This window comes from Halanaerobaculum tunisiense (assembly GCF_054657635.1).
This window is the reverse complement of record NZ_BAAHYI010000005.1, coordinates 24,449-47,340: the sequence shown is the minus strand read 5'-3', so window position 1 is coordinate 47,340 and position 22,892 is coordinate 24,449. Positions and strand designations below refer to the sequence as shown.

Below are 22,892 nucleotides of genomic sequence, written 5' to 3'. Positions count from 1 at the left end.
GAGAGTTAAATATGAGAGCAGTCATTGATAAAATTGTAGGTGATTATGGTCTGTTACTGGTAGGTCCAGAAAAAGTAGAACTTAATGTTCCTAAAGAAGAATTACCATCTAATATTGAAGAAGGTGATTGGCTGAGATTAGATTTTAAATTAGATAAAAAGGTTACTATAAAAAGAAGTGAGGAGCTGGAAGATTTGTTATATAGTTTAATAGATAGTTGATTTTTTTGACCTCCTGGGGGTTGGCCGGGGGGATATATAAATAAAATATTTTATTATTATCCTTGACAGAATAGTTATATTATAGTATTCTTTTTATAAGATTATACCAATAGGGGGTATGGGTATAAGATTAAAGTATAATTTTCTACTAATAAAGTTATCATAATAATAGTTTAACTAAGGAGGAATAGTATGAAAAATACACAGCAATTAGAGCGAAGTACTTTAAAGATTGCTGATATGACTTGTGCTAGTTGTGCACAAAAAGTAGAAGAAGCACTTAATGATAGATGAAGATAAATATTGTGTGGATATATTAAATCAAATTGCTGCTGTTAAGGGTGCTTTAAATAAAGTAGGTATGTCTGTTTTAGAAGCTCATACTAGAGGTTGTGTGACTGATACAATTGTAGAGCAGGATGAGGCAGAGGACAAGATTGAAGAATTAATGGATGTTATTTTTAAATTTACTAATAAATAAGTTATGAGTCGTCAGTCGTGTGCTGTGTGCGGATGCTTTTTATCACGAAAAGTTTCTATGAAACTTGTAGGATCAGCAGATTTTCACGGAGAGTCCAAAGGACTCGTAGGAATTCAAAACCTTTAAATTCAAAATCTAATCCCCTTATCATTGCTATATTTTAAGGGGTTGAACTAGATCTGTAATTTTGAATTTGAATTAGCACATGGCACATCCTACAGGTCTAGAAAACAGACCTTCCGTAATAAAAACCATTTGCAGATAGCTGATAGCTGTGGCACTAAAGTGCCACTTTAAATAAAAAGGGAGGAATTACTAATGAAGGAAGTAACTATTGGTGTAGCAGGTATGTCTTGTGGTCATTGTAAGAATTCAGTTGAGGGAGCATTGAATGATTTAACTGAAGTTGAATCTGCTGAGGTGGATTTATATACTGCTGCAGTAACAGTTGAATTTGATGAATCTAAAGTACAAGAGAATGCCCTTAAGGCAGCTATTGAAGATGCTGGCCCTTATGAAGTAAAGTAAGACTTTTGGTGGCTACTTCCTAGTTAGGGAGTAGCCCTTCTGTTAAGATATTAAACAAATTTATTATTTTGTTAATACTTCTTAATATTTATTCTATATACCATAAGTAGCTAAGGAGTTGATATTATGATGCATGGTTGGGATTATGGAATGAGAGGATTTTTGGAGGAGGGATGATAATGATGGGGATTTTTTGGTTAGTTATTATTGGACTAGTGATTTATTTAGTAAAGAATAATAATAATTCTTTAAACAATAATCATCAAATTAAATCTAAAGAAGACCCAATGGAGATTGCTAGAAAGCGATATGCCGAAGGTGAGATAACCAAGGAGGAATTACAAGAGATTAGAGAGGAATTAAAAAAATAGATCATTGTTTTAATTAAATTGAAAAAGACGAGATATAATTTATTTTTTTATTAGTAATATACCCTGAATTGGTATTTTGTTAGTCATAATAATTGGATTCAAATTAATAAATGCAAGGAGGGGCGATTATGGGGTTAATAGGTTATATAATATTATTGGGTAATGCATAGGGGTGGCGGTTGTTGTGGAGGACATCATGGTTCTAATTCTGCTAAACAGAATAATCATGGTGGAGAGAATAAAAAGAGTGGTAGTAAAGTAATTGAGATGGTTTATGATCCTGTTTGTGGCTTGCATATTGAAAAAAGCAATGCCATTTCAAGAAGAATTGAGGGAAGAAAATATTATTTTTGTAGTGCAGAATGTGCTAATAACTTTATAGAGGATAGTGCTTAAACAATAAATTAATTGATTAAGGAGCGAAGAGAATGCAGACTATATTATTCAGATTAGGCCCTTTTTCAGTCAGTTTATTTGGTACTTTTATTGCTTTAGGGATATTAGTTGGATTCTATATTTTAAATAAAGAAGCTATTCGTAAGGGATTAGACCAGGATACAATTTTTAATTTAGCCCTGTATAATATTATTGTGGGAATAATTGGAGCCAGATTATATTATGTAGTAGCTTTTAATCCAGCTTATTATCTCAATAATCCCATTGATATATTTATGATTCAACAGGGTGGGCTATCTATTCAAGGAGCCTTGCTAGTAGCTATTTTGTTTAGTGTAAGTTATATCAAATATAAAGGATTATCTTTTTGGAAAGTAGCAGATACTTTTGCCCCAGCAATAATTTTAGGGCAGGCTATTGGTAGAATTGGTTGTGATGTATTTGGTATTCCAATGAAGAATAACTTTTTTTGGGGAGTAGAAATTAACAATCAATTACTTCATCCAGTGCAGATATATGAGTCGTTGCTAAACTATATTTTATTTATGTTAGTGTGGAATTATAGAGATAAAATAAAATATAATGGGCAATTATTCTTGTATTATTTGATTGGTTTTTCAATTAATCGAGGTATTGTAGAATTCTTTAGAGTTAATCCTATAGTACTAAAACCATTTACAATTGCTCATGTTACTAGTCTATTTATAATTTTGGTTGCTTTAGTTGCTATAATTTATATTAGTAATCATAATACTAGTAATTTTAAATTAGATAGTATAAATAAGAGAGGAAGATTAGTAGATAATATTCTATTAATAGGAGTTATGGTTTTATCAGTTATAACTTATTATAGTATCTATTAAGCTTATCTTCCTTTTTTTAATAAATTCTATATACCCTACCTTTGTATTGTATTTAATATTGAGGAGGAGGTAAGAATAATGAAAGAGATAGGTAAAGTGATAGTTAATAAAGGGAAAGTAGCCATAGTAAAAATTGAGCGTCATTCAGCTTGTAGTAAATGTAAGAAGAATTGTGAATTAGCTGAAGATCATGAACAAGATGAATTGTTAGTAGAAGTTAATAATGAAGTAGGAGCTTATGAAGGACAAAGAGTAAAATTAGAATTAGAAGGAAGTAATTTAGTTTCAGCTGCATTGTTGGTATATTTATTTCCACTTTTAGCTTTGATAGGTGGTTATTTTATAGGGAACAAATTTATTATTGAGCAAGGTGAAGTAGGAGGAATTATAGGAGCAATTGTATTTTTAGTTTTGTCTTTTGTAGTAATAAAAATATTAGGAAGGAAAATGAATCCTCAATCTAAAATAACAGAAATTATTGATTAAAAATCAATTTTAGGGGGATAAAATGGGTCAACTAGTAGCAGGTATTATTTTAATTGGAGTTATAGCAGGAGCTTTTTATCTAATTGGAAGTAAGCTGGGAATTATGGATAATGACAATAGTGATGATGATTATAGTTGCCATTAAGATTAGTTGAAAGGAGTAATTATTATGTCAGATAAAAGAAATAATCATGGTCCCCATATGTGGCTGATGTTAATTTGTTGTTTGATTATGTTAGGTAGTTTTTGGTTTTTGATTGATTCAAGTAATGAATTAGAAAGTAGTTGGAGTTGGTTAATACTATTATTATGTCCATTGATGCATTTATTTATGATGAAAGGTCATCATGACCATGATGAAGGAAGTAAAATTTACAGTAAATGATATGTCTTGTGGACATTGTAAATTAGCAATTGAAAAAGAATTAAAAAAGTTAATTGCTGTTAAAAATGTAGCAATAGACTTAAATAATAAAATAGTAAAAATTAATTATAATGATGATATATTAGATATTGTAGACTTAAAAAGAGCAATTGAGGAAGCTGGATATTATGAAATATGATTATGGTTTATGGAAGATAGTTATAGTGAATATAATGTGGGTACTGTTATTTATTATTAGTTTTGTTCAACCTAAGAAAAAAAGAGAGTGGCGGTCTATGGGGGTAATAAGTGCTTTTTTGTAGCACTATTTACAGAAATGTATGGGTTTCCCTTAACTATTTATTTTTTAACTTCTGTGTTAGGTTATAAACTGCCCGTTTTAAATCCTTTGGCCCATGAGAGTGGTCATTTGTTAGCTAGTTTTGGTGTAGGAGTGGACAAAGCAATCATAGTTTGTCAAATAGGAGGTTTGATTTTTGGATTGGGAATGCTGATTATTGGAATAGGCTGGTGGCAGATACATCGTAGTAATGGGGAGCTAGTGACTGATGGAATCTATAGTTATGTTCGACATCCTCAGTATTTAGGAATTTTTTTACTAACAGTAGGGATGATGATTCAATGGCCAACTATTTCAACTTTAGTAATGTGGCCTATTTTGATTTACTCTTATTATCGTTTAGCTAAAAAAGAGGAAAGAGATGTGTTAAATGAGTTTGGGCAAGAATATAAGGAGTATAGAAAGAATACGCCTGCATTTTTTCCGTTGCAGCTTAAATAGATATAATTAAATTATTGCGTAATTAGTATATATTCAGATGCTAGGCATATACTTACAATGGATATACCCCTATGGTGTATTAAAAAGGAGGTATTTAATGGAAAGTATATATCTAGTGTCTTTTATTATCGGATTGTTTTCTTTTCTTTCTCCTTGTATAATTCCTATGATTACAGTTTATTTTAGTTTAATTACAGGACTTTCGTTAGAAGAATTAGAGTCTATTACTATTCAAAGGAAGATGAAACGACATATAATTATTAATACTTTAATTTGGCAGGAGGTTTAGATTCTGGATATAAATTTAGAATATTGTAAAATATAAAAATTAAAAAAATTCATTTTTAAAAGTGATAGGTCTATTTCAAGTCGGTTACATAATATAACTTAGTAGTTGGAATAATAATCTATAGGTAATAAGATTAGTATTGAGGAGAGATAAAATGTCACCTAAAATAATAGCAATTTTGCCTCCATTAATAGCAATTATTTTGGCTTGGTGGACTAAAAAGATCATTCCCTCATTATTATTAGGATTATTGGTTGGTTCATATATAATTTCACCAGGGGTATTCTCTGGAGTTGCTAAGATGGTTGAGTATATAGAAGCAACATTTTTGGATCGAGGTAATCTAGATGTTCTACTATTTTTATATGTCTTTAGTGGTTTTGTAGGATTATTGAAGTTGTCAGGAGGGATTAAAGGGTTTAATAAACGAATAGAAAGAATTACACATACTAAGAAAGGAACTTTGCTAGCTATGTGGGCAATTGTTCCAGTTACTTTTCTTGATTGTGCTTATCGTCTAGTGGCAACTGGTTCAATCTTTAAATCTTTGATTGATAAACGAGGAATTTCAAGGGAAAGATTTGCTTATATGCTCAATAATTCTGCTAGCCCAGTAGTGATTATGATTCCAATAGCTACTACTTTTGTAGGCTTTTTAGTAGGAACAGTGGCAACTGGCTTACAGGCAGCAGGTTTAAATAGTTCTCCTTATATTACTTTTTTAAGGAGTATTCCTTTTAATTTTTTCAGTATTACTTCAGTTTTAGTAGCCTTAGGATCAATTCTATTTAATATAAACTTTGCAGTTATGGGGGATTTAGAAGCTAAGAGGCAAAAACAGAATAGAAGGATTGCCGTGGATATGGAGATGGGTTCAATGACATCTTCAGTTGAGAAGCAGGAAAAAAAGAAAGCAAATATTTGGAATTTAATTATTCCTATTACTTTATTATTATCATTAAGTGTTTATTTGATGTGGTGGACTGGTCAAGATGAAGGAAGAAGTTTTTTTCAGGCGATTATGAAGGCTGAGGCTTCACGGGCAATGTTTCTTTCGTTAGTGATAACTACAATATTTTCAGCTAGTTTTTATTTGTTACAAGGATTTTCTTTAGATAAACTAACAGATAAATTCTTTGAACAAGGGAATAAAATCATCCACACTATTGCTATTTTAGCAGTAGCTTGGCCTATTGCAGATATTACTAACGATTTAGGGTTATCGAAGTTGATCACATCAACTTTAGGTAATAATCTATCAGGAAGCCTAGTACCAGTTATTGTTTTTGTAATAACTTCTTTTGTAACTTATTTTATTGGTTCATCTTGGGGAAGTTTTGCTTTGTTAATGCCAATTGCTATTCCTTTAGCTTCAATTACAGGTGCTTCAATCCCAATGGTTATTGGAGCAGTTTTTTCTGGTGGTACTTTTGGTGATGTAACCTCACCATTATCAGGAATGACAGTTATGGCAGCAGGTGCTGCTGAAGCTGATCATATGGAGTATGTTAAGGCACAACAGCCTTATAATTTAACTGCCTTTGGATTGGCAGCCATTTTATTTCTAATAAGTGGATTTATTTGGAGCTGATTTAAGAAATAATCTTTAAAGAAACTTATTATTTTTTTAATACTTTCTTAATATTTATCTCCTATACTATAAGTGTAAGATAAAGAAAGGCTAAAAGTTTATAAATTAATGATTGAGATGCAATTGGAGATCAGAGATATGATGAGCCCTGAACAGTTAGAAGTTATGGAAGATTACGGAATGATGGGTTATGGTGGGGGATCAACATAATAAACTTTTAATGTAAGGAGGTGAATTTGATGTGGTCAGATTTTTGCTCAGGACTATATAATTATGGTCTTAGTGGTTGGCAATCTGTAGGGCTGATGTTATTACACCTAGTTTTATTTGGAGGGGGAATATATTTAATAGTTCGATTAATAATACCTAAATCTAATAGAGAAGATGAAGCTATGCGACTTTTGAAAGAAGAATTTGCTAAAGGATTAATTAGTAAAGAAGAGTTTGTTGAAAGAAGAGAAGTACTAGATAAATAGGTAATTTTTTATTCATATAATACCCTACTGGTGTATTGTATATAAATAAATTAAGGGGTTGATAAAATGAAAGAGTTTAAGATTTCTGTGGTAGTGTTATTGGTTTTAGTCTTATTTAGTTCTAGTATAGTGCTGGCTAATGATGATTTTGATACTAAAGAATGGACTCGTAGTTCTAGAGGTGAAGGTGTTTGGATTGATACAATATTTAATCCAAACCAATTAGAAAAAGATATTATTGAATTTAAGGTATACTTAACGACTCACAGTGGTAATTTACTAGACTTAAATTTGGATGAAATCAGTAAAGTAAAGACTAGTTTAGGGAAAGTCAGGCAAAAAAACATTAGTTGGGAATGGGAGAGGGAGTCTAGTCATCACCCAGTAGGAATAATTAAAGTCAATAATCAAAATCAAAACTTATTCAATCTCTCAACTGAGACTATAGAATTAACTATTGATAGTATTAGAGGTATTAAGCATACATTAAGATGGGAATTGGAGGCTAAGTCTAATGAAAATTATGCTTACATTTCTAATGCTACTAGTGGAACAGTATCAGTAGTAAACACTAAGCAGCATAAAGTTATTAATACAATTAAAGTAGCAGACCAAGCTTCTCATGGTCTTGCTGTAGATAATCTACATAATCAACTTTATGTAGGTGATTATAGTGGTGGGAATCTATATGTTTTTTCATTACCAGAAGGTGAATTAATTAAGAAGCTGAATGTTAATAGTCCAGTTCACGGAATAGATATAAGTCCTAATAATAAGCATCTTTATTTAGCTGGAGGAAGTAAGGGGAGTAGTGGTAATGTATTAGTAGTTGATACTGCTAACAATATAATCAACAAGAAAATTATCACCAATGGAGCTGGTCATATTAACTTCAGTCCTGATGGCAAGTATGCTTATGTAAGTAATGTAGATCGTGATGAAATTAGTGTAATTGATACAGCTAAGCAAGAGGTTTTAAATAAAGTTCAGGTGGGGGATGGCCCTAATGAAGCCATTGCTTCTTTAGATAACAAGTATCTCTATACAGCCAATTTTAATGAAGGAAGTATGACTGTAGTTGAGACTGGTACTTGGAAGACTAAGTTAACTAAAAAAATTGATGAAGGAACTCATGGAATTATTATTTCGCCTGACGGTAAGTATATTTGGCTAACTAACCGCGGTACCAATACAATTACTATCATTGATACTGATAACTATGAGATTATTAAAGAGTTAGAGATTGAAGGATATGCTAATCATATCTCCATGAATCCAACAGGAGACTTTGTTTATATTACAGATGTAAGAGATAATCAAGTAATTGTTTTGGATGCTAGGAAATTTACTAAGATAACTGAATTTAGTGTTGGCAATGAACCTCATGAGATTGTTTTTAATTAATTTGAGATGAGAATAGTTAATGCTAGACTTTAAGCATAATTAGATATGTTTTTTGGAACTAATTGAATTATTTAGTGACTTTAAGTTATATTTTGAAGTTAATTGCTTATATGATATATTAGAATTAGTTAAAGAATTTATCCTATTATCCAGCTAATATTGAAATTTATGCTATAGATTTTAGTCAAAAAAACTAAAACTAAAGTTAATCTCTTACAGATAGATGTACAAGATTCAGAGTTTGAAGCTGAATACTTTGATATAATAGTATCTAGTTATGTTTTTTGTTCTGTCCCTGATCTGGTACAAGGATTTAAAGAATTAAAACGAGTTTGTAAGCCAGAGGGCAAGAACATATGCGTACTGAATTTAAACTTTAGGGAAAGGTAATAGATTCAATTAATTGGGGTAGCTTATTATTGTAGGGAGCTAATATTAATCGTAGAACAATAGAAAATATCAAACAAGCTAATTTAGAGATAGTAAAGGAAGAAGATCTATGGTTTGATGTGTCAAAGAAATAGTACTATCTCCTGAAGTTTAATGAAGATTGGGGGATTAAAGTGAAGAAGTTTATTCGTAATTTAGTTGTAGTAGCAGTTGTTTCTTTAGTATTACATGGAATTTGGGAGTTTGTTCAATGTGGAGTTTTTTATACTATGGAAGGGCAAAGTATACTTGAGCAATATGCATTAATGATAAGTGCTACTAGTGGTGATGTGGGAATAGCAGTTGGATTATATTTAACCTTAGTCTTCACTAGTAGGGATCTTAATTGGTTAATGAAGCAGAGGAATCGTAAAGATTATGTAATTAGCATCTTATATGCTTTATTTGTCAGTTTTTATTTTGAAATTCATGCTTTATATCATAATCGCTGGGGGTATAGTGGTCAGATGCCTCTGTTTCCGGGGACTAATATTGGGCTATTACCTGTGATTCAATTACTGATTTTATTACCACTTAGTTTTATAATTTCTAGATATATACTAAAGAAAATGTTTTAAGATAATAGAATAGTTAATCAATATAATGAAAAAATCACGGGCCAAATCCCAACAACTTAACGGATACATCACTATAAACTTCATAGTCATGTATCCTATGAAAAATTTATGACAGTTTCCATTCCATTTCTAATGGTGATCTACAACCTGCAAAAATCGCAGGACCTGGTAGATCACCATTTTTCATTCCATTCCAACCGTCTGTGCAATTAAAAGTTGCTGATCATTAATAGGACGTCGTGAACTATGTGATTAGGAGATATTAAAACGTCACCTAATCGAAAGTTAACGACATCCAGGTGCAGTATTTGTCGTCACCTTGTTGCCATTATGTCGTCAGACTAAAGGGCAATATTTTACTTTAGTTTGATTATTATTAAATATTTAGCGTGGTTATAGGCTTTATTGGACTTATATATGTTAGTTGTACTAAAAAAACTCCCTAGGAGGATTCTAAATACAGGTGTTACGGGTTCAAGTCCTGCTTCCCGTGCCATTTCTATTTTTTGTCCCCTTTTTTTGAAAGGGGATTTTTTAATTTTTTGAAAGTGAAAATTTTACTAAAGCATAAAAGTGATTTAAAATCTTTAAGTAGAGAACTTTTTAGATAAAAAAGGAAAAAGATATAATTTGCAGAAAAAATAATTGAAGAAGGGAGGCTTATTTGAATGGCTTTGATAGAAAAAATTAAAAGTGACTTAAAAAATCATCAGAGATCTTATAAATTCATTGTATATAAGGCATTTTTAAATTTAGCTAATAATATTGGTGAGGTGGCAGAAAACAAACTTATAAAATACTTTAGAAACTTTTATTTACAATTAAAAAAACAAGGAGTAAAAGTAGAAGCTGAAAGTGCTACATCCAAAATTACTAATATTGAACAAACTAAATTTAAATCAATAAAGAGTTATGTGAATCGGATGCCATTAGATAAGATTGATTATTTAAAGAAAGAAAATGATATAATCTTTATGAAACAAGAATTATGGGACCAGTTAACTCCAGTTGATATCGAGAAACTAAAATCATATATTAACCAAAAGATAAAAAAGTATTATAAAGAACGAGTAGGAGAAAATATTGAAATATCAAGTAATAAACAGTTAGAAAGGGGCCAAAACTTGTTAAGAGATAACTTTAATCAGATATTAAATACCTATTATCAAGCAAGAAAAAAAGAAGATTTTGCCGGGCATAAACTAGGTGATTTATTTAGACATCAATTACCTGAGTTATTAAATGATCGGATTGCTGATTTTTCATTTGATAATCAGTATGAAATAAAAGGTTCGATTGGCCAAGGGAATTGGGCTAGAGTTCCTTGGTTTGCTATTATGGACGAGGATATAACTACAACTACTCGGGATGGTGTATATGTAGTATATTTATTTTCTGATGATATGAATAAATTATATTTAACTTTTAATCAAGGGGTAACTAATAGAAGTAAAGAAGAACAAATCAAGTTACGAAACGAATTACGAGAGAAATTAAACTTACGCTCCTTTAGTTGTGATAATCATATAAACTTAACTGACCGAGGTATTGGACAAGACTATGAAGAGTCTACAATTGGTTATATTGAATATGAAAAGGGTCAGTTGCCTCCAGAAGATACTTTACTAAATGATTTAGAAACTTGTTTAGAAATCTATAATGAATATAAGAAAAAATATATTAGAAGTGAACAAGTATCAGAAAGTTTATCTAACAAGGAAGTTGTAGAGAGAATAGAAGAATATATAGCTGGGCAGGGATTTACTTATCCAGAAGGATTAATAGAAAATTTCTACTTATCATTAAAGACCAAGCCTTTTGTTTTACTAGCAGGAATATCAGGAACTGGGAAGACAAAGTTAGTTGAGTTATTTGCTAAAGCTATTGGGGTTACTGGAGATCAATTTAAGATTATTCCAGTTAAACCTGATTGGAGTGATAGTTCAGATTTGTTAGGCTATAACAGTATTAAGGGCCAATTTAATCCCGGGCCAATGATTGAGATTATCCAAAAGGCTATGGTTGATCAAGATAATATTTATTTCATCTGTTTAGATGAGATGAATTTGGCTCGAGTAGAGTATTACTTTAGTGATTTGTTAAGTGTGATGGAGACTCGAGAACAGGTTAATGGTGAAATAAAATCTAATCAGTTATTAACAGCAGAAGACTTTACAAATGAAGAGGATAAAGAAAAATATGCTGGATTATACTTACCAGAAAATTTGTATTTTGTAGGGACGGTTAATATGGATGAAACTACACATCCTTTCAGCAAGAAAGTGCTGGATAGAGCTAATACTATTGAATTTTCACAGGTTAATTTAGATTCATTTGATCTTAACTTAGTAGCTCAAGAACCATTAACTAATGTGAGGAATAGTTTTCTTAAAGCAGAATATTTAACCCTAAAAGACTGTGCTAAAGAGGAGCAAGAATTCATAGAACAGGTAATAGCAAAATTGACTGAGATTAATGATATCTTAAAAGAGAATAATCTACATATTGGTTATCGAGTGAGAGATGAGATCTGTTTTTATATGTTATACGCTAGAAGAGAAGAGTTACTTACTTTTGAGTCAGCTTTTGATCTACAACTGATGCAGAAGATACTACCTCGGATTCAAGGTAGTTCAGTGCTGATTAAAGAAATTTTAGTAGAGTTATTTGAAGTTGCTAGTAGTACGACTAATTTTTCTCAAAAAGAGAGGAGAATAGGAGACAAATTAATTAGGTATCTAGAGCGAGAAGAAGTTGGCCCTTATCCCGAGTCAGCTGAAAAATTAGCTTATATGATCAAACGATGGGAAGAAGATGGATTTACAGCTTATTGGCTGTAATAGTTAGGAGGAATTAATAGTGGCTTATCAAGGCAAAGACCAAGAACTTATTGATATAAAAACTGATAAATTTACTTTGACTATTAAGGGCCAACCTGTACATCCTGATATTAAACAGTTATATTCGCAACAAGAAGATAGTGATGTTAAAGCTACATTAGAAGTAAGTGCTACTAGTTGTGAACTAAAAGAGTTTTGGCATTTTGATTCTAAGGAAGGATTGGTAGAATATAAGACTTCGCGAGTTAGTCCTTTTTTTTATGAGTGGCAAGATTATCAAATAGTAATTCAAAGTAGTCAAGAGGCGGATGTGGAGTTTTATCATCAAAATAGACAGATTAGAGAGGCAGTAACTCCTTTAAGTAATAACCAGAGTATTTTAACTGGACAGATCAATTTTCGTAATGATGTAGGCTACTCTGAGTTGGAAGTTAGAAGTGAGGGTAGGACATTATTAACTCTTAAGCTAGAAGTTTTTCCTTCTAAGGTTGATTATCAAGAAGACTATCATAATCTTCTTGAGGAGGTAAATCAAGAAGTATATAATTTAGCCTATGACTTTTTGAGAAAGACATTTCAGGATATGAGGTTAGCAGAAGAGAAGAATATTAGTGATATTGAATTTTTTACTATTCTACGCCAAATATTTAGTAACTTCAAGCAAGCTTTTAGAAGAATAGAACAAGCTCCTCATCATAATTTAAAGGAAGCTCGTCAGGTTAAACCAGCCGGTAGAGTTAAGAAGGTAAATCATAAAAGCGTTAAATGGGTAAGAAAGAATCCTAGATTTTATGACGAAGAGTTAGGGTTGCCAGTTAAAATGCTGGATATAGATAAACAAGTTAATTTTAATACTTTTGAAAATAAGTTTGTAAAGTGGATTATCTCTGAAACTAGTAAGCGGATTAAGGAGTTTATTGTTAAATACAAAACTAATAGTTCGAATATTGAACCTGAGGTAGTGGAGTTGGCCCAGAATATGATTAGAGATTTAGATTTAATGATCAGTCGTAGCTTTTTACAAGAAGTTGGTGATTTACGTAAGATTGATTCATTATCTTTAGTTTTACAGATGGCTCCTGGATATAGAGAAATTTATAAGTACTATTTAATGCTCAAAAAAGGGCTTTCTCTAAATGGGGAATTATTTAATTTATCAATTAAAGAAACGTGGAAACTATATGAATACTGGTGTTTTCTCAAGTTAAATCAAATTTTACGTAATAAGTATAAGTTAGTCCAAAATAATCTAATTGATTTTGACTACTCAGGTATTTATGTAACTTTAAAGACTTCGAGCAATGCTTCTGTAAAATATGAGAACCCTAAAACTGAAGAGAAATTTACTCTATCTTATAATTCATTAGAATCTAGAGGGATAACTACGGGCCAACAGCCAGATAATGTACTAGCTTTACAAAAGGAAGATAGTACTGTTGAATATAAATTTGTTTTTGATGCTAAGTATAGAATTAATCCTGCCTACCCAAATACATCCTATCAATCGAAATATCAAACACCTGGGCCTGAGGAAGAAACAATTAATACTATGCATCGTTATCGGGATGCTATTGTTAGTCAAGAAGAGGACGATTTTAAGAGAGGTATGGCTGGAGCTTATGTTTTATTTCCTTATCATAATGAAGAAGAATTTAGAGAACATCATTTTTATCAAAGTATTAATCAAGTTAATGTTGGAGCTTTTCCTTTTTTACCGCAAAGTATTGAATTAGTTACAGATTTTTTAGAAGAGTTAATTGAAGAACCTTCTGCTGGTAATTATGAACGTAATTTATTGCCAACTGGTACAGCAGAATACCAACAACAAATGAGTTTTAAGCAGAATGTTTTAGTTGGAGCATTAAGTAAGAAAAAGCAACTAGATATAGTTTTAGCAAAGAACTTTTATCATATTCCCTGTAAAAGAGTTGATTTAGCAGATCATAAATTAAAGTATATAGCAATTTATCAAAGTAAAAATAAATTTTCTAGTGATTATGGTATAAAGTATTATGGTAGAATAAAGAAATGGGAAGTAAAGCAGAGAGAAAAGATAAATCTTCCTTTAACTAAAAATAATCCTAAGCAACCTTATTATGTTTTCTATATAGACCAGTGGAAAGAGTTAAATAATCCTATTCTACCAGATGGTTATGGTGTTTCTGGTAGTCATATTTATACTAATGATATGTTACTTCATAAAGCTGAGACTTTATCAGAATTAAGTATTAAAAATTTAAAACAATGGCGGGTTTGGTTAGAGTTAAGTAGATTAAGAGAAGAATTGGAAGTTGAAATTAAAGAGGAGCATATAAATAATAATACTCAATTAAGTGGCTTTAAAATAGATGATATAGTAGTAAAAGTAACGGATGATAATATAATTATTGAAAATCAAACAGAAAAAATAGAGAGAAGTTTTAAGGATTTCTTATTAAATACTAGAGGAGTAATGAAAGAACTATTTTAGAGGTGAAATCAATGAATACGATAGATTATTATAATCAACATGCAGTAGACTTTTATGAAAATACAGTTAATGTAGATATGAGTGCTCAATATGAAGAATTTTTAGAGCATGTAAAGGATAATGGTCATATTTTAGATGCTGGCTGTGGTTCAGGCAGAGATAGTTTATATTTTTTAGACCAAGGATATCAGGTAACAGCTATTGATGCTTCTAAAGAATTGGTCAAATTAAGTTCAGAGTTAATCGGCCAAGAAGTTTTACAGATGAAATTTCAAGATATGGAGTTTAAAGAAAAGTTTGCTGGGATTTGGGCCTGTGCTTCCTTGCTTCATGTTAGTAGAGAAGAGATTGAAGAAGTGTTTAGAAAGCTTACTAGAGCTTTGGTTACAGATGGAGTAATTTATATGTCATTTAAGTACGGAGATAGAGAAGTTTATAGAAATGGGAGATTATTTAACTATTATGATGAAGATTCTTTTAGAAAGTTAAAGAATGATTTTGCTGAGTTAGAAGTGGTTAAGATGTGGAAGACTGCTGATGTTAAAAAAGAAATAAAAGATGAGTATTGGCTTAATGTGTTACTACAGAAGACTTTATAAATATAACAGGCCTACTCCCACTAGATATTTTCATATTATTATCTGTGGTGTTCTTCAGCATCTTCTTTAGTTTCATGAACTGTACCACGTGGGTGCTCAGGTGGAGCATAAATAGAGTATAATTTAAGTGGTGTACGACCTGCATTAATCAGATTGTGCCATTTACCAGCAGGGATAAAGATTGCATAGCCATCATAGACTTTTGCTTCAAAATCTAACTGTTTTTTTCTATCCCCCATTCTAACAATTCCTCGCCCTTTCTCAATGCGTATGAATTGATCAAGGTTAGGATGCAATTCTAAACCTATATCATCACCAGCATTGATGCTCATTAATGTAAGTTGTAAATGTTCTCCTGTCCATAAAGCAATGCGGTAATAATCATTTTGCTTAGTAGCCTCTTCAATATTAACTACAAAGGGACATGGTCCATAATCCTTTAACTTAGTAATTTGTTTCTGGGGACGTGGGTTAATTATATAATCATCATTCATATTAATCATTCCTTTCGTAGACTTTTTAATATTGTATGTTATATGTTTAGATATGTTCTTAGATTTACAGATTAGGTATAGTTATTTTAGGGTGAAAATTTGTCATATTTTATCAGTTTTATTATTAAAGTAGTCTCTTAATTTAGAATTTTCAATAAATACTTGATTTTTTGTTGAATTAGGTTTACAATATTATTGTAACAGTTAAACAAAATGTTTTAGATGTCATATATAAGTGATAGATTTAAAAATAATTATTTATTATTCGTTAGGTGGTGAATAAAAATGAGTAATCTAAGTGCTTTTAATACTTTGGGGCCAATAATGGTCGGTCCTTCAAGCTCTCATACAGCAGGGGCCGTCAGAATAGGGAATTTAGCTAAAGAAATAGTTGGAAACAAACTAAAAGAAATAAAAATCTATTTACATGGTTCTTTTAAAGAAACATATCATGGTCATGGTACAGATAAAGCCTTAATTGGTGGATTATTAGGATTCTCTACAGAAAATGATCTAATCAAAAGATCCTTTGAAATAGCAAAAGAACAAGGGATCCAATTTGAATTTTATCCAATTGATTTAGATAATGTACATCCTAATACTCTAAAATTAGAAATAACAGATTCAAATAAAAATAAAACTACTATAGTTGCTTCATCAATAGGAGGGGGTAGCGTAGTAGTTACCAAATTAAATAATATAAAAGTAGAATTAAAGGGAGAATATTATACTTTAATTACACGTCATCAAGATCAACCAGGTATGATAGCTAAGATCTCAAAAATCTTACAAGAATATGATTTAAACATAGCTAAAATGAAAGTTCTAAGAGAAAAAAAAGGAAGTCTAGCAACTGCAATAATAGATTTAGACCAAAAAATAAAAGATCATATTTTAGAACTAATTGCAAAAATCCCACAAATTAAATCCATTAAACTAGTTAACCCCATCGAATAGGAGGGCTTTACATGTATGACTTTAATACAATTTCTGAACTGATTAATTTAGCCAATGAAAACGAAATTTCAATTGCAGAAGTTGTTATTAATAGAGAACAACAACTAACTGAAAAATCTCGAGTTGAAATAAAAAAGAAAATGGAAAAAAATTTAGAAGTCATGAGAAATGCCATTAAAAAAGGATTGACTGAAGATGTAACTTCAATGAGTGGTCTAACAGGAGGAGATGCTAAATTAGTTGAAGCTGTCAGACAAAAAGGAGAAGCAATAACAGGAGATATTGTTTCTAAAGCTATTGCTAGAGCACTAGCAGTATCAGAAGTAAACTCATCTATGGGAAAAATAGTAGCAGTACCTACAGCAGGTTCCTGCGGAATTTTACCTGGAGCTCTTTTAACAATAGCTGATAATAATAATTTAGAAACAGAAAAAATTATTGAATCACTATTTGTAGCTTCTGGAATTGGAGTAATAATTTCTGAACAAGCATCAGTTTCTGGAGCTGCTGGAGGATGTCAAGCTGAATGCGGATCAGCATCTAGTATGACAGCTGCAGCAATCACTTACCTTTTAGGAGGAACTAATGACCAAATAGCCAATGCTACAGCAATTTCTCTTAAAAATATTTTAGGACTAGTCTGTGATCCAGTAGCAGGATTAGTTGAAGTACCTTGCATTAAAAGAAACGCTATGGGAGCTAGTAATGCTTTAACATCAGCAGAAATAGCTTTGGCAGGTATTGAAAGTGTAATTCCTGCAGATGAAGTAATAGTAGCAATGAAAAAAGTAGGAGACGCTTTACCTAATGAACTAAAAGAAACCTCTTTAGGAGGATTAGCCACTACTCCTACTGGTTGTAAGATAAAAGAAAATTTGAGTAGTGATTCTTAAATTCAATAGAAAGAAAGGAAAATACTTATGAGAATATTAGTAGACGAAAAAAGAAAAGTACATCCTTACTTAGAAAATTTAAAATCAATTGGTATTAGTCTTCATAAAACACTAGGTAATAAATCTGAAATAATTATTCATGATTTAAGTAATCCAGAAAACTCAGTTATATTTATAGCAGGTGAATTAACCGATAGAGATTTAGGTGCACCAATTACTGACCTAGTTTTACGAATAATTAAAAATAAAGAGGATCCAGATGATATTTTAAATTACCAAACTAAAAGTGAAGATGGTCGCATATTTAAATCATCTACTATGTTTGTTAAAGATGATAATAATGAAATCATTGGTTGTCTTTGCACTAACTACGATATAACTGATTTACTTTTAGTTCAAAATATTATTGGAAATTTTGCTTCAGTTGATAATAATAAAGGAAAAGAGCAAGACTCTAATTATAAAGAAAACTTTGCAAACAATATTGATGAAGTACTAAACAATATAATTAAAAAAGCTAAAGCACAAGTTGATAAGCCAGCGCCTTTTATGGAAAAAGAAGACAAATTAAAAGTAATTGAGTATTTAGATAAACGAGGTGCATTTACAATTAAAGGTTCAGTTGAAACTGTTGCTGAAGATTTAGGAGTATCTAGATATACTATCTATAATTATTTAAAAGAAATCAAAAGCAATTAAAATATTATATAAATAATCTTAATTTGAAAGGAGTTGATAGCCAATATTTAATAGCCAATATTTATAACATTTTATCTACTATTACATTAAATTAAGGGGTGGAAAATCAATGAAGAAAATTGGATTAGTGCCAAAGTTATTACTAGGTATTGCAAGCGGTGTTGTTATAGGTTCATTTTTTCCAACAGGAATTACTAGATTACTTTACACATTCACTCATATTTTTGGAGAGTTCTTAAGTTATATTGTTCCTTTCATAATTTTAGCTTTTATTATTCCAGGTATTGCTGAATTAGGTAATAAAGCTGGGAAATTATTAGGCTCAACAGTTTTGTTTGCTTATGGGTCAAGTATTACTGCAGGTACATTAGCATATTTGATTGCCAGTAGAGTTGTTCCTGGAATTGTAGCTAGTGCTTCAGTAGCTAATCCTGAAGAAGGAGGATTAGAACCATTTCTTAATCTAGAAATTCCTCCAATGTTAGGAATAATGACAGCTTTAGTAACAGCATTTATATTAGGCTTAGGAATTAATTATTTAAAACATAAAAAAGGTAAAGAAGTACTTTATAACTTTATAAATGAATTTAGAGAAGTAGTTGTTTTGGTAATTGATAAAGTTATTATTAAGTTACTACCTATTCATATTGCAGGAGTATTTGCTAATATGGCAGCCTCTGGTACTGCTTTTGAAACACTACAAGTTTTCGGTAAAGTATTTGCTTTAGCTATAAGTATGCACATCGGCTACTTATTACTAATGTACACAGTAGCAGGAAGTGTTGCAGGTAAGAACCCATTAAAATGTTTAAAAAATATGATTCCAGCTTATACTACAGCAGTCGGTACAATGTCTAGTGCAGCTACAATTCCAGTAACTCTAGAAGGTGTTAAATCAAATAAAGTTACTGAAAAAATTGCAGACTTTGTTGTTCCTTTAGGTGCAACAATTCATATGGCTGGTAGTACAATTACCTTAGTAACATGTGCTATAGCAGTTATAATTATTCAAGGTGGAACACCTCAATTTGGCTCCTTCTTTCATTTTATAGCTATGCTAGGTGTAACAATTATTGCTTCTCCAGGAGTGCCTGGTGGATCTGTAATGGCAGCCTTAGGTTTATTAACTTCGATTCTTGGCTTTGGTGAATCTGCAACAGGATTAATGATTGGGCTTTATTTAGCACAAGATAGTTTTGGAACAGCTTGTAATGTTACTGGAGATGGAGCTATTTCTATGCTAGTCGATGCTTTAGCAAATAAATTTCCAAGTCAAAACGAAGAAGATACTGCTTCTATTTCTGCAAAAACAGAAGCAAATGGATAATATAATAAAAGTAATTATTTAGATAGACATTAAATTATAGAGTATAACAAAATAACTAAATATAACCACTCTATATTATTTTTTTAATATATTTTAGGTTGTTGAATAATTAATTTATATTACTGAATTTAAACATTTAATAACTGGAATATCTTTTATTCAACAACCTATATTAAAATATAAAAAACGAGTCAACATTTTTACATGCTGACCCTAATTACTGCTTAATCTATTAAAATTAACTTCATAGTCTCTAAACTCCATTGCTGATTATTATAAGACCATATAGATTCAATTCTAGCAATTGTATCTGCATTACAAGTTCCTACTATTCTTTGAATTCCTTTCAACTCGTATTTACCATCATTATCATAATCAACTGGTTCTAATTCATTAAAAGGATAAGAATAAGGTCGAATTAGCTTCCTTTGTACTAATACTCCTTTTTGATTATAAACTTTCTGATTTATATAATCATCTTTATTTTCACTAATATCAAGTATTACTTCCTTCTTAAAATCCACAAATTTCAATCTGGCTCTAAAGTTTGGAATAAACTGGCCAGTAACCTTAACCCCTCGATTATTATCTTCATCAAAAACAACTTTAGCTTTAGCATTTTTAAAAGTAGCAATTAAATGATAATAAATACCACCACTTCCTCCACTATTAGCAGTAACCATTACATCATTTACCTTATCACCACTAAATTCTTTAACTAATAATTTAGGTTCATATCCAACAAAGTTCTGATATGTAGCTTTGGTATATTCTTGACTTTTACCATCACGTACAATAATTGTTAAGTTATCTCTAAAAGGACTCTTATTTTTACCAACTTTACTACCTACTAATGCCACTTTATCCTTAATTCCATCTCCTGTTACATCAACTATCTTTGATTCAATAATCTCTATATTCTTTTTTAAATCAAGTTGCGTAAGTAATTCTTTTTTAGCAAAAGTCAAACCATTAGTTGATACTATAAAGATTATAATTACCAATAATATTATTCTTCTACTATATTTCTTCATCTGATTCCTCCTATCATAATATAAAATGAAATCATTTAACTATAATCTATTATACCATTTAGAAAATAGAGAAGAAAGTAAATACTCAGTTAGTTGAGTTATTTGCTAAAGCTATTGGGATTACTGGAGATAGATTTAAAATTATTCCAGTCAAACCTGATTGGAGTGATAGTTTAGACTTGTTAGGCTATAACAGTATTAACGGCCAATTTAATCCTGGCCCACTAATTGGTATTACAAAAAGAGCTATGGCAGATCAGGATAATATTTATTTTGTCTGTTTAGATGAGAAGAATTTAGCTAGAGTAGAGTATTATTTTAGTGACTTATTGAGTGTAATGAAAACTAAAGCAAAAATGAATGGCAAAATAAACAGATTAGAGATGCAGTAACTTCTTTAAGTAACAGCTAAAATATTTTAACAGGGCAGATAAATTTTCGTAATGATATAGGTTATTCTGAGTTAAAAGTTAGAAGTGAAGGAAGTACGTTAGCAACTCTAAAAATAGAAGTTTCCCCCACACATCCTATCAATCTAGATATCAAACTCCTGGTTAAATACTAGAGGAATAATGAAAGAACTACTTTAGATGTGGGATTAATGAATACAATAGATTATTATAATCGAAATGCAATAGACTTTTATGAAAATACTGTTGATTTAGATATGAGTGATCAGTATCAGGCATTTTTAAGATATGTAAAGGAAAATGGTCATATTTTAGATGCTGGATGTGGTTCAGGAAGAGATAGTTTATATTTTTTAGAACAAGGATATCAGATAACAGCTGTTGATGCTTCTCAAGAATTAGTTAAATTAAGTTCAGAGCTAATTAATCAAGAAGTTTTACAGATAAGATTTCAAGAGATGGAGTTTGAAGAAGAGATTGAAGATGTTTTTAGAAAATTTACTTAAATATTTTTTAGAGGTCTGCAAAGCTTTTCAGTCTTGCTTGTGGTCCCTGTAAAAAAATGTGATGAATGGAGTAATTTCTGTAGGCACCCAGAATTAGCCCGACCCTTTTTAGAGTCTTGTGGTATCGATGTCTATGACATAGAAGTTCTCCACAATAAAGAAGAATAGCCTGATCATTTTGCTATGGTGCTTATTGAATAGTAGTTGATCTAAATTAAATTTTTCATCCTTGTTTTTAATTAACTCTGTAAAATAGTTTTTGTATTTGCGGGAGAAATAAACTCCATAAATAACTGTAGGCTAAAGAAAAAATAAAAATAAATATAGGTCTTCCAAGCAAACCTAAATTTTTAGTCCAGCCGCCCATAATTGGAATATTTAAGCCAAGACTTAGAATGTGAATTCCAATTCCTAATCCGATGCTGGAATAAACAATAAGTTTTAATTTGTTCCAGTTGGAGTTTAAGCCGTAACCAATTATTAGGCCTAATAGGCCAGTAGTGAATAGAAAAATAGGGGCTTCTGGCGGTTGAATGAAAAAGATGATTAAGGTAGCGGTGAAGAAAGTAATGTTTACCGTTAAAACGCCTGATAAACCAGCAAGAATAATTGGTACAGTACAGAATATACTAAGCAGATGACCAATACCAGGAAAGAACCCGGCAGATATCTGCAAACAAGCTGCCAAGGTTGCCAGAATTGCTAATCGAGATAATTTAGTTGCAGTCATTTAGGATATCCCCCCCCATAACATTCCCGAGTTGGCCCAGGATATCCATCCGGATTCATTAGATTGGACTACTCCATAGTCTAACAGATATAAGGTATTGCGATTAGGGGCTAGTTTAATATCAATAGGTCTTTATATACCTGTTCCTTTTGGTCTAGGTACCTTGTTAACTATAAAGTCAGTCTCTTGACCGGTTCTAAGATTGATGCGAACCACTCGAAAGCCACGGTGATGATGTTCTTCTTGTTCTTCTTCACCATTATTTACAAAGACATAGCTCCAAATTCAGCTACAAATACTTCGTCTGGATTACCAAAAAGAGAATTTTTAACAAAATCAAATTTCATAGCTATATTGCCGAGGGGAAAGGTATGACTGGGTTGAACAGGAATTTCAGGGCGTTCGGCTAATAAAAAGGCAATTGGTTCAGTTCTGGAGAGTGGGCTACTGGTCTACTGCCTCTTAGATCATACCCTTGATCAATAGTAAATAATCTACCTGTCGGAGAAAAATTTAAACTAAAAGGATTTCTAAACCCATCAGCATGAACTTGAAGGTTAGAACCATCAGGATTAGCAGAATAAATAACGCCGTTACATTTAAGCTGCCCTTCAATTTCTTCGCCCTGAGAGGGAGGAGTTCCAAAAGGTTTAA

Annotated in this window: 31 protein-coding genes; 28 read left to right on the top strand and 3 right to left on the bottom strand. The window is 31.1% G+C overall.

Annotated features, from left to right (window positions below; genetic code table 11):
- Positions 1–11: 11 nt before the first annotated feature.
- From ACYQ3D_RS05940 to ACYQ3D_RS05840, 21 genes are all read left to right on the top strand, one after another.
- Complete coding sequence (locus ACYQ3D_RS05940; protein ID WP_459837069.1) at positions 12–221, top strand: DUF3006 domain-containing protein; 210 nt, start codon at positions 12–14, stop codon at positions 219–221.
- Between the two features lie 192 nt (positions 222–413).
- Positions 414–515 (top strand): cation transporter, encoded by a 102-nt coding sequence (locus tag ACYQ3D_RS05935; RefSeq protein ID WP_459837068.1) that lies wholly within the window; start codon positions 414–416, stop codon positions 513–515.
- Positions 505–702: a metal-sensitive transcriptional regulator gene (locus tag ACYQ3D_RS05930; RefSeq protein ID WP_459837067.1), complete on the top strand. Its 198-nt coding sequence runs from the start codon at positions 505–507 to the stop codon at positions 700–702. The genes ACYQ3D_RS05935 and ACYQ3D_RS05930 overlap by 11 nt, the downstream gene beginning before the upstream one ends.
- A 318-nt stretch (positions 703–1,020) precedes the next feature.
- Complete coding sequence (locus ACYQ3D_RS05925) at positions 1,021–1,230, top strand: cation transporter (RefSeq protein ID WP_459837066.1); 210 nt, start codon at positions 1,021–1,023, stop codon at positions 1,228–1,230.
- A 179-nt stretch (positions 1,231–1,409) separates the two neighbouring features.
- Positions 1,410–1,601, top strand: a complete 192-nt coding sequence (locus ACYQ3D_RS05920; protein ID WP_459837065.1) for an SHOCT domain-containing protein — start codon at positions 1,410–1,412, stop codon at positions 1,599–1,601.
- Between the two features lie 162 nt (positions 1,602–1,763).
- On the top strand, positions 1,764–1,997 hold the full coding sequence (locus ACYQ3D_RS05915) for a YHS domain-containing protein (protein WP_459837063.1): 234 nt from the start codon (positions 1,764–1,766) through the stop codon (positions 1,995–1,997).
- Between the two features lie 32 nt (positions 1,998–2,029).
- On the top strand, positions 2,030–2,860 hold the full coding sequence (gene lgt, locus ACYQ3D_RS05910) for a prolipoprotein diacylglyceryl transferase (RefSeq protein WP_459837061.1): 831 nt from the start codon (positions 2,030–2,032) through the stop codon (positions 2,858–2,860).
- 78 nt (positions 2,861–2,938) lie between these two features.
- Positions 2,939–3,346, top strand: a complete 408-nt coding sequence (locus tag ACYQ3D_RS05905) for a SoxR reducing system RseC family protein (protein WP_459837059.1) — start codon at positions 2,939–2,941, stop codon at positions 3,344–3,346.
- Positions 3,347–3,368: 22 nt separating this feature from the next.
- The gene (locus ACYQ3D_RS05900) at positions 3,369–3,491 is read left to right on the top strand and encodes a hypothetical protein (RefSeq protein ID WP_015326185.1); all 123 of its coding nucleotides are present in this window, start codon (positions 3,369–3,371) and stop codon (positions 3,489–3,491) included.
- A gap of 24 nt (positions 3,492–3,515) precedes the next feature.
- A complete protein-coding gene (locus ACYQ3D_RS05895; RefSeq protein WP_459837058.1) occupies positions 3,516–3,731 on the top strand; it encodes a DUF2933 domain-containing protein in 216 nt (71 codons plus the stop codon).
- Positions 3,694–3,909 (top strand): heavy-metal-associated domain-containing protein, encoded by a 216-nt coding sequence (locus ACYQ3D_RS05890; protein ID WP_459837057.1) that lies wholly within the window; start codon positions 3,694–3,696, stop codon positions 3,907–3,909. The genes ACYQ3D_RS05895 and ACYQ3D_RS05890 overlap by 38 nt, the downstream gene beginning before the upstream one ends.
- An 87-nt stretch (positions 3,910–3,996) precedes the next feature.
- On the top strand, positions 3,997–4,512 hold the full coding sequence (locus ACYQ3D_RS05885; RefSeq protein WP_459837055.1) for a methyltransferase family protein: 516 nt from the start codon (positions 3,997–3,999) through the stop codon (positions 4,510–4,512).
- 97 nt (positions 4,513–4,609) lie between these two features.
- Positions 4,610–4,801 (top strand): hypothetical protein, encoded by a 192-nt coding sequence (locus ACYQ3D_RS05880; RefSeq protein WP_459837053.1) that lies wholly within the window; start codon positions 4,610–4,612, stop codon positions 4,799–4,801.
- A 154-nt stretch (positions 4,802–4,955) separates the two neighbouring features.
- The gene (locus tag ACYQ3D_RS05875; RefSeq protein WP_459837052.1) at positions 4,956–6,392 is read left to right on the top strand and encodes a Na+/H+ antiporter NhaC family protein; all 1,437 of its coding nucleotides are present in this window, start codon (positions 4,956–4,958) and stop codon (positions 6,390–6,392) included.
- Between the two features lie 239 nt (positions 6,393–6,631).
- The gene (locus ACYQ3D_RS05870) at positions 6,632–6,868 is read left to right on the top strand and encodes an SHOCT domain-containing protein (RefSeq protein ID WP_459837051.1); all 237 of its coding nucleotides are present in this window, start codon (positions 6,632–6,634) and stop codon (positions 6,866–6,868) included.
- Between the two features lie 66 nt (positions 6,869–6,934).
- On the top strand, positions 6,935–8,272 hold the full coding sequence (locus ACYQ3D_RS05865; RefSeq protein WP_459837050.1) for a YncE family protein: 1,338 nt from the start codon (positions 6,935–6,937) through the stop codon (positions 8,270–8,272).
- 177 nt (positions 8,273–8,449) lie between these two features.
- A complete protein-coding gene (locus tag ACYQ3D_RS05860; RefSeq protein WP_459837257.1) occupies positions 8,450–8,662 on the top strand; it encodes a class I SAM-dependent methyltransferase in 213 nt (70 codons plus the stop codon).
- Between the two features lie 173 nt (positions 8,663–8,835).
- Positions 8,836–9,279: a hypothetical protein gene (locus ACYQ3D_RS05855; protein WP_459837049.1), complete on the top strand. Its 444-nt coding sequence runs from the start codon at positions 8,836–8,838 to the stop codon at positions 9,277–9,279.
- A 668-nt stretch (positions 9,280–9,947) separates the two neighbouring features.
- On the top strand, positions 9,948–12,119 hold the full coding sequence (locus tag ACYQ3D_RS05850) for an McrB family protein (RefSeq protein ID WP_459837048.1): 2,172 nt from the start codon (positions 9,948–9,950) through the stop codon (positions 12,117–12,119).
- 19 nt (positions 12,120–12,138) lie between these two features.
- Positions 12,139–14,589, top strand: a complete 2,451-nt coding sequence (locus tag ACYQ3D_RS05845) for a DUF2357 domain-containing protein (protein WP_459837046.1) — start codon at positions 12,139–12,141, stop codon at positions 14,587–14,589.
- Between the two features lie 11 nt (positions 14,590–14,600).
- On the top strand, positions 14,601–15,188 hold the full coding sequence (locus tag ACYQ3D_RS05840; protein WP_459837044.1) for a class I SAM-dependent methyltransferase: 588 nt from the start codon (positions 14,601–14,603) through the stop codon (positions 15,186–15,188).
- A 38-nt stretch (positions 15,189–15,226) separates the two neighbouring features.
- Here the strand turns inward: ACYQ3D_RS05840 and ACYQ3D_RS05835 are convergent, their stop codons facing one another.
- Positions 15,227–15,682, bottom strand: coding sequence for a cupin domain-containing protein (locus ACYQ3D_RS05835; RefSeq protein ID WP_459837042.1), 456 nt, complete (start codon positions 15,680–15,682; stop codon positions 15,227–15,229).
- A 285-nt stretch (positions 15,683–15,967) separates the two neighbouring features.
- Here ACYQ3D_RS05835 and sdaAB point away from each other — a divergent pair, with 285 nt between their 5' ends.
- The 4 genes from sdaAB (at position 15,968) to ACYQ3D_RS05815 (ending at position 19,558) form a co-directional block, all read left to right on the top strand.
- Positions 15,968–16,639, top strand: a complete 672-nt coding sequence (gene sdaAB / locus ACYQ3D_RS05830; RefSeq protein WP_459837040.1) for an L-serine ammonia-lyase, iron-sulfur-dependent subunit beta — start codon at positions 15,968–15,970, stop codon at positions 16,637–16,639.
- A gap of 11 nt (positions 16,640–16,650) precedes the next feature.
- The gene (sdaAA, locus tag ACYQ3D_RS05825) at positions 16,651–17,532 is read left to right on the top strand and encodes an L-serine ammonia-lyase, iron-sulfur-dependent, subunit alpha (protein ID WP_459837039.1); all 882 of its coding nucleotides are present in this window, start codon (positions 16,651–16,653) and stop codon (positions 17,530–17,532) included.
- A 27-nt stretch (positions 17,533–17,559) separates the two neighbouring features.
- Positions 17,560–18,231 (top strand): helix-turn-helix transcriptional regulator, encoded by a 672-nt coding sequence (locus ACYQ3D_RS05820; RefSeq protein ID WP_459837038.1) that lies wholly within the window; start codon positions 17,560–17,562, stop codon positions 18,229–18,231.
- 109 nt (positions 18,232–18,340) lie between these two features.
- A complete protein-coding gene (locus ACYQ3D_RS05815; RefSeq protein WP_459837037.1) occupies positions 18,341–19,558 on the top strand; it encodes a dicarboxylate/amino acid:cation symporter in 1,218 nt (405 codons plus the stop codon).
- Between the two features lie 224 nt (positions 19,559–19,782).
- Here the strand turns inward: ACYQ3D_RS05815 and ACYQ3D_RS05810 are convergent, their stop codons facing one another.
- Positions 19,783–20,592: a hypothetical protein gene (locus ACYQ3D_RS05810; RefSeq protein ID WP_459837036.1), complete on the bottom strand. Its 810-nt coding sequence runs from the start codon at positions 20,590–20,592 to the stop codon at positions 19,783–19,785.
- 179 nt (positions 20,593–20,771) lie between these two features.
- On the opposite strand from ACYQ3D_RS05810, the gene ACYQ3D_RS05805 reads away from it, so the two are divergent.
- From ACYQ3D_RS05805 to ACYQ3D_RS05795, 3 genes are read left to right on the top strand one after another with little or no spacing between them, the layout of a single operon-like run.
- Entirely contained in the window at positions 20,772–20,984 is a 213-nt protein-coding gene (locus tag ACYQ3D_RS05805) for a hypothetical protein (RefSeq protein ID WP_459837035.1), read from the top strand.
- Positions 20,985–21,007: 23 nt separating this feature from the next.
- On the top strand, positions 21,008–21,157 hold the full coding sequence (locus ACYQ3D_RS05800) for a DUF2357 domain-containing protein (protein ID WP_459837256.1): 150 nt from the start codon (positions 21,008–21,010) through the stop codon (positions 21,155–21,157).
- Between the two features lie 36 nt (positions 21,158–21,193).
- Positions 21,194–21,508, top strand: a complete 315-nt coding sequence (locus ACYQ3D_RS05795; RefSeq protein WP_459837034.1) for a class I SAM-dependent methyltransferase — start codon at positions 21,194–21,196, stop codon at positions 21,506–21,508.
- A 235-nt stretch (positions 21,509–21,743) separates the two neighbouring features.
- Here the strand turns inward: ACYQ3D_RS05795 and ACYQ3D_RS05790 are convergent, their stop codons facing one another.
- On the bottom strand, positions 21,744–22,238 hold the full coding sequence (locus ACYQ3D_RS05790) for a YybS family protein (protein ID WP_459837032.1): 495 nt from the start codon (positions 22,236–22,238) through the stop codon (positions 21,744–21,746).
- Positions 22,239–22,892 lie beyond the last annotated feature (654 nt).

Coding starts and splice junctions, on each gene's coding strand:
- ACYQ3D_RS05875 (WP_459837052.1), top strand. CDS start 4,956: ATGTCACCTAAAATAATAGCAATTTTGCCTCCATTAATAGCAATTATT.
- ACYQ3D_RS05850 (WP_459837048.1), top strand. CDS start 9,948: ATGGCTTTGATAGAAAAAATTAAAAGTGACTTAAAAAATCATCAGAGA.
- ACYQ3D_RS05915 (WP_459837063.1), top strand. CDS start 1,764: ATGCATAGGGGTGGCGGTTGTTGTGGAGGACATCATGGTTCTAATTCT.
- ACYQ3D_RS05815 (WP_459837037.1), top strand. CDS start 18,341: ATGAAGAAAATTGGATTAGTGCCAAAGTTATTACTAGGTATTGCAAGC.
- sdaAA (WP_459837039.1), top strand. CDS start 16,651: ATGTATGACTTTAATACAATTTCTGAACTGATTAATTTAGCCAATGAA.
- ACYQ3D_RS05895 (WP_459837058.1), top strand. CDS start 3,516: ATGTCAGATAAAAGAAATAATCATGGTCCCCATATGTGGCTGATGTTA.
- ACYQ3D_RS05935 (WP_459837068.1), top strand. CDS start 414: ATGAAAAATACACAGCAATTAGAGCGAAGTACTTTAAAGATTGCTGAT.
- ACYQ3D_RS05820 (WP_459837038.1), top strand. CDS start 17,560: ATGAGAATATTAGTAGACGAAAAAAGAAAAGTACATCCTTACTTAGAA.
- ACYQ3D_RS05940 (WP_459837069.1), top strand. CDS start 12: ATGAGAGCAGTCATTGATAAAATTGTAGGTGATTATGGTCTGTTACTG.
- ACYQ3D_RS05890 (WP_459837057.1), top strand. CDS start 3,694: ATGACCATGATGAAGGAAGTAAAATTTACAGTAAATGATATGTCTTGT.
- lgt (WP_459837061.1), top strand. CDS start 2,030: ATGCAGACTATATTATTCAGATTAGGCCCTTTTTCAGTCAGTTTATTT.
- ACYQ3D_RS05880 (WP_459837053.1), top strand. CDS start 4,610: ATGGAAAGTATATATCTAGTGTCTTTTATTATCGGATTGTTTTCTTTT.
- ACYQ3D_RS05810 (WP_459837036.1), bottom strand. CDS start 20,592: ATGAAGAAATATAGTAGAAGAATAATATTATTGGTAATTATAATCTTT.
- ACYQ3D_RS05905 (WP_459837059.1), top strand. CDS start 2,939: ATGAAAGAGATAGGTAAAGTGATAGTTAATAAAGGGAAAGTAGCCATA.
- ACYQ3D_RS05925 (WP_459837066.1), top strand. CDS start 1,021: ATGAAGGAAGTAACTATTGGTGTAGCAGGTATGTCTTGTGGTCATTGT.
- ACYQ3D_RS05840 (WP_459837044.1), top strand. CDS start 14,601: ATGAATACGATAGATTATTATAATCAACATGCAGTAGACTTTTATGAA.
- ACYQ3D_RS05790 (WP_459837032.1), bottom strand. CDS start 22,238: ATGACTGCAACTAAATTATCTCGATTAGCAATTCTGGCAACCTTGGCA.
- ACYQ3D_RS05835 (WP_459837042.1), bottom strand. CDS start 15,682: ATGAATGATGATTATATAATTAACCCACGTCCCCAGAAACAAATTACT.
- ACYQ3D_RS05865 (WP_459837050.1), top strand. CDS start 6,935: ATGAAAGAGTTTAAGATTTCTGTGGTAGTGTTATTGGTTTTAGTCTTA.
- ACYQ3D_RS05920 (WP_459837065.1), top strand. CDS start 1,410: ATGATGGGGATTTTTTGGTTAGTTATTATTGGACTAGTGATTTATTTA.
- ACYQ3D_RS05870 (WP_459837051.1), top strand. CDS start 6,632: ATGTGGTCAGATTTTTGCTCAGGACTATATAATTATGGTCTTAGTGGT.
- ACYQ3D_RS05795 (WP_459837034.1), top strand. CDS start 21,194: ATGAATACAATAGATTATTATAATCGAAATGCAATAGACTTTTATGAA.
- sdaAB (WP_459837040.1), top strand. CDS start 15,968: ATGAGTAATCTAAGTGCTTTTAATACTTTGGGGCCAATAATGGTCGGT.
- ACYQ3D_RS05930 (WP_459837067.1), top strand. CDS start 505: ATGATAGATGAAGATAAATATTGTGTGGATATATTAAATCAAATTGCT.
- ACYQ3D_RS05900 (WP_015326185.1), top strand. CDS start 3,369: ATGGGTCAACTAGTAGCAGGTATTATTTTAATTGGAGTTATAGCAGGA.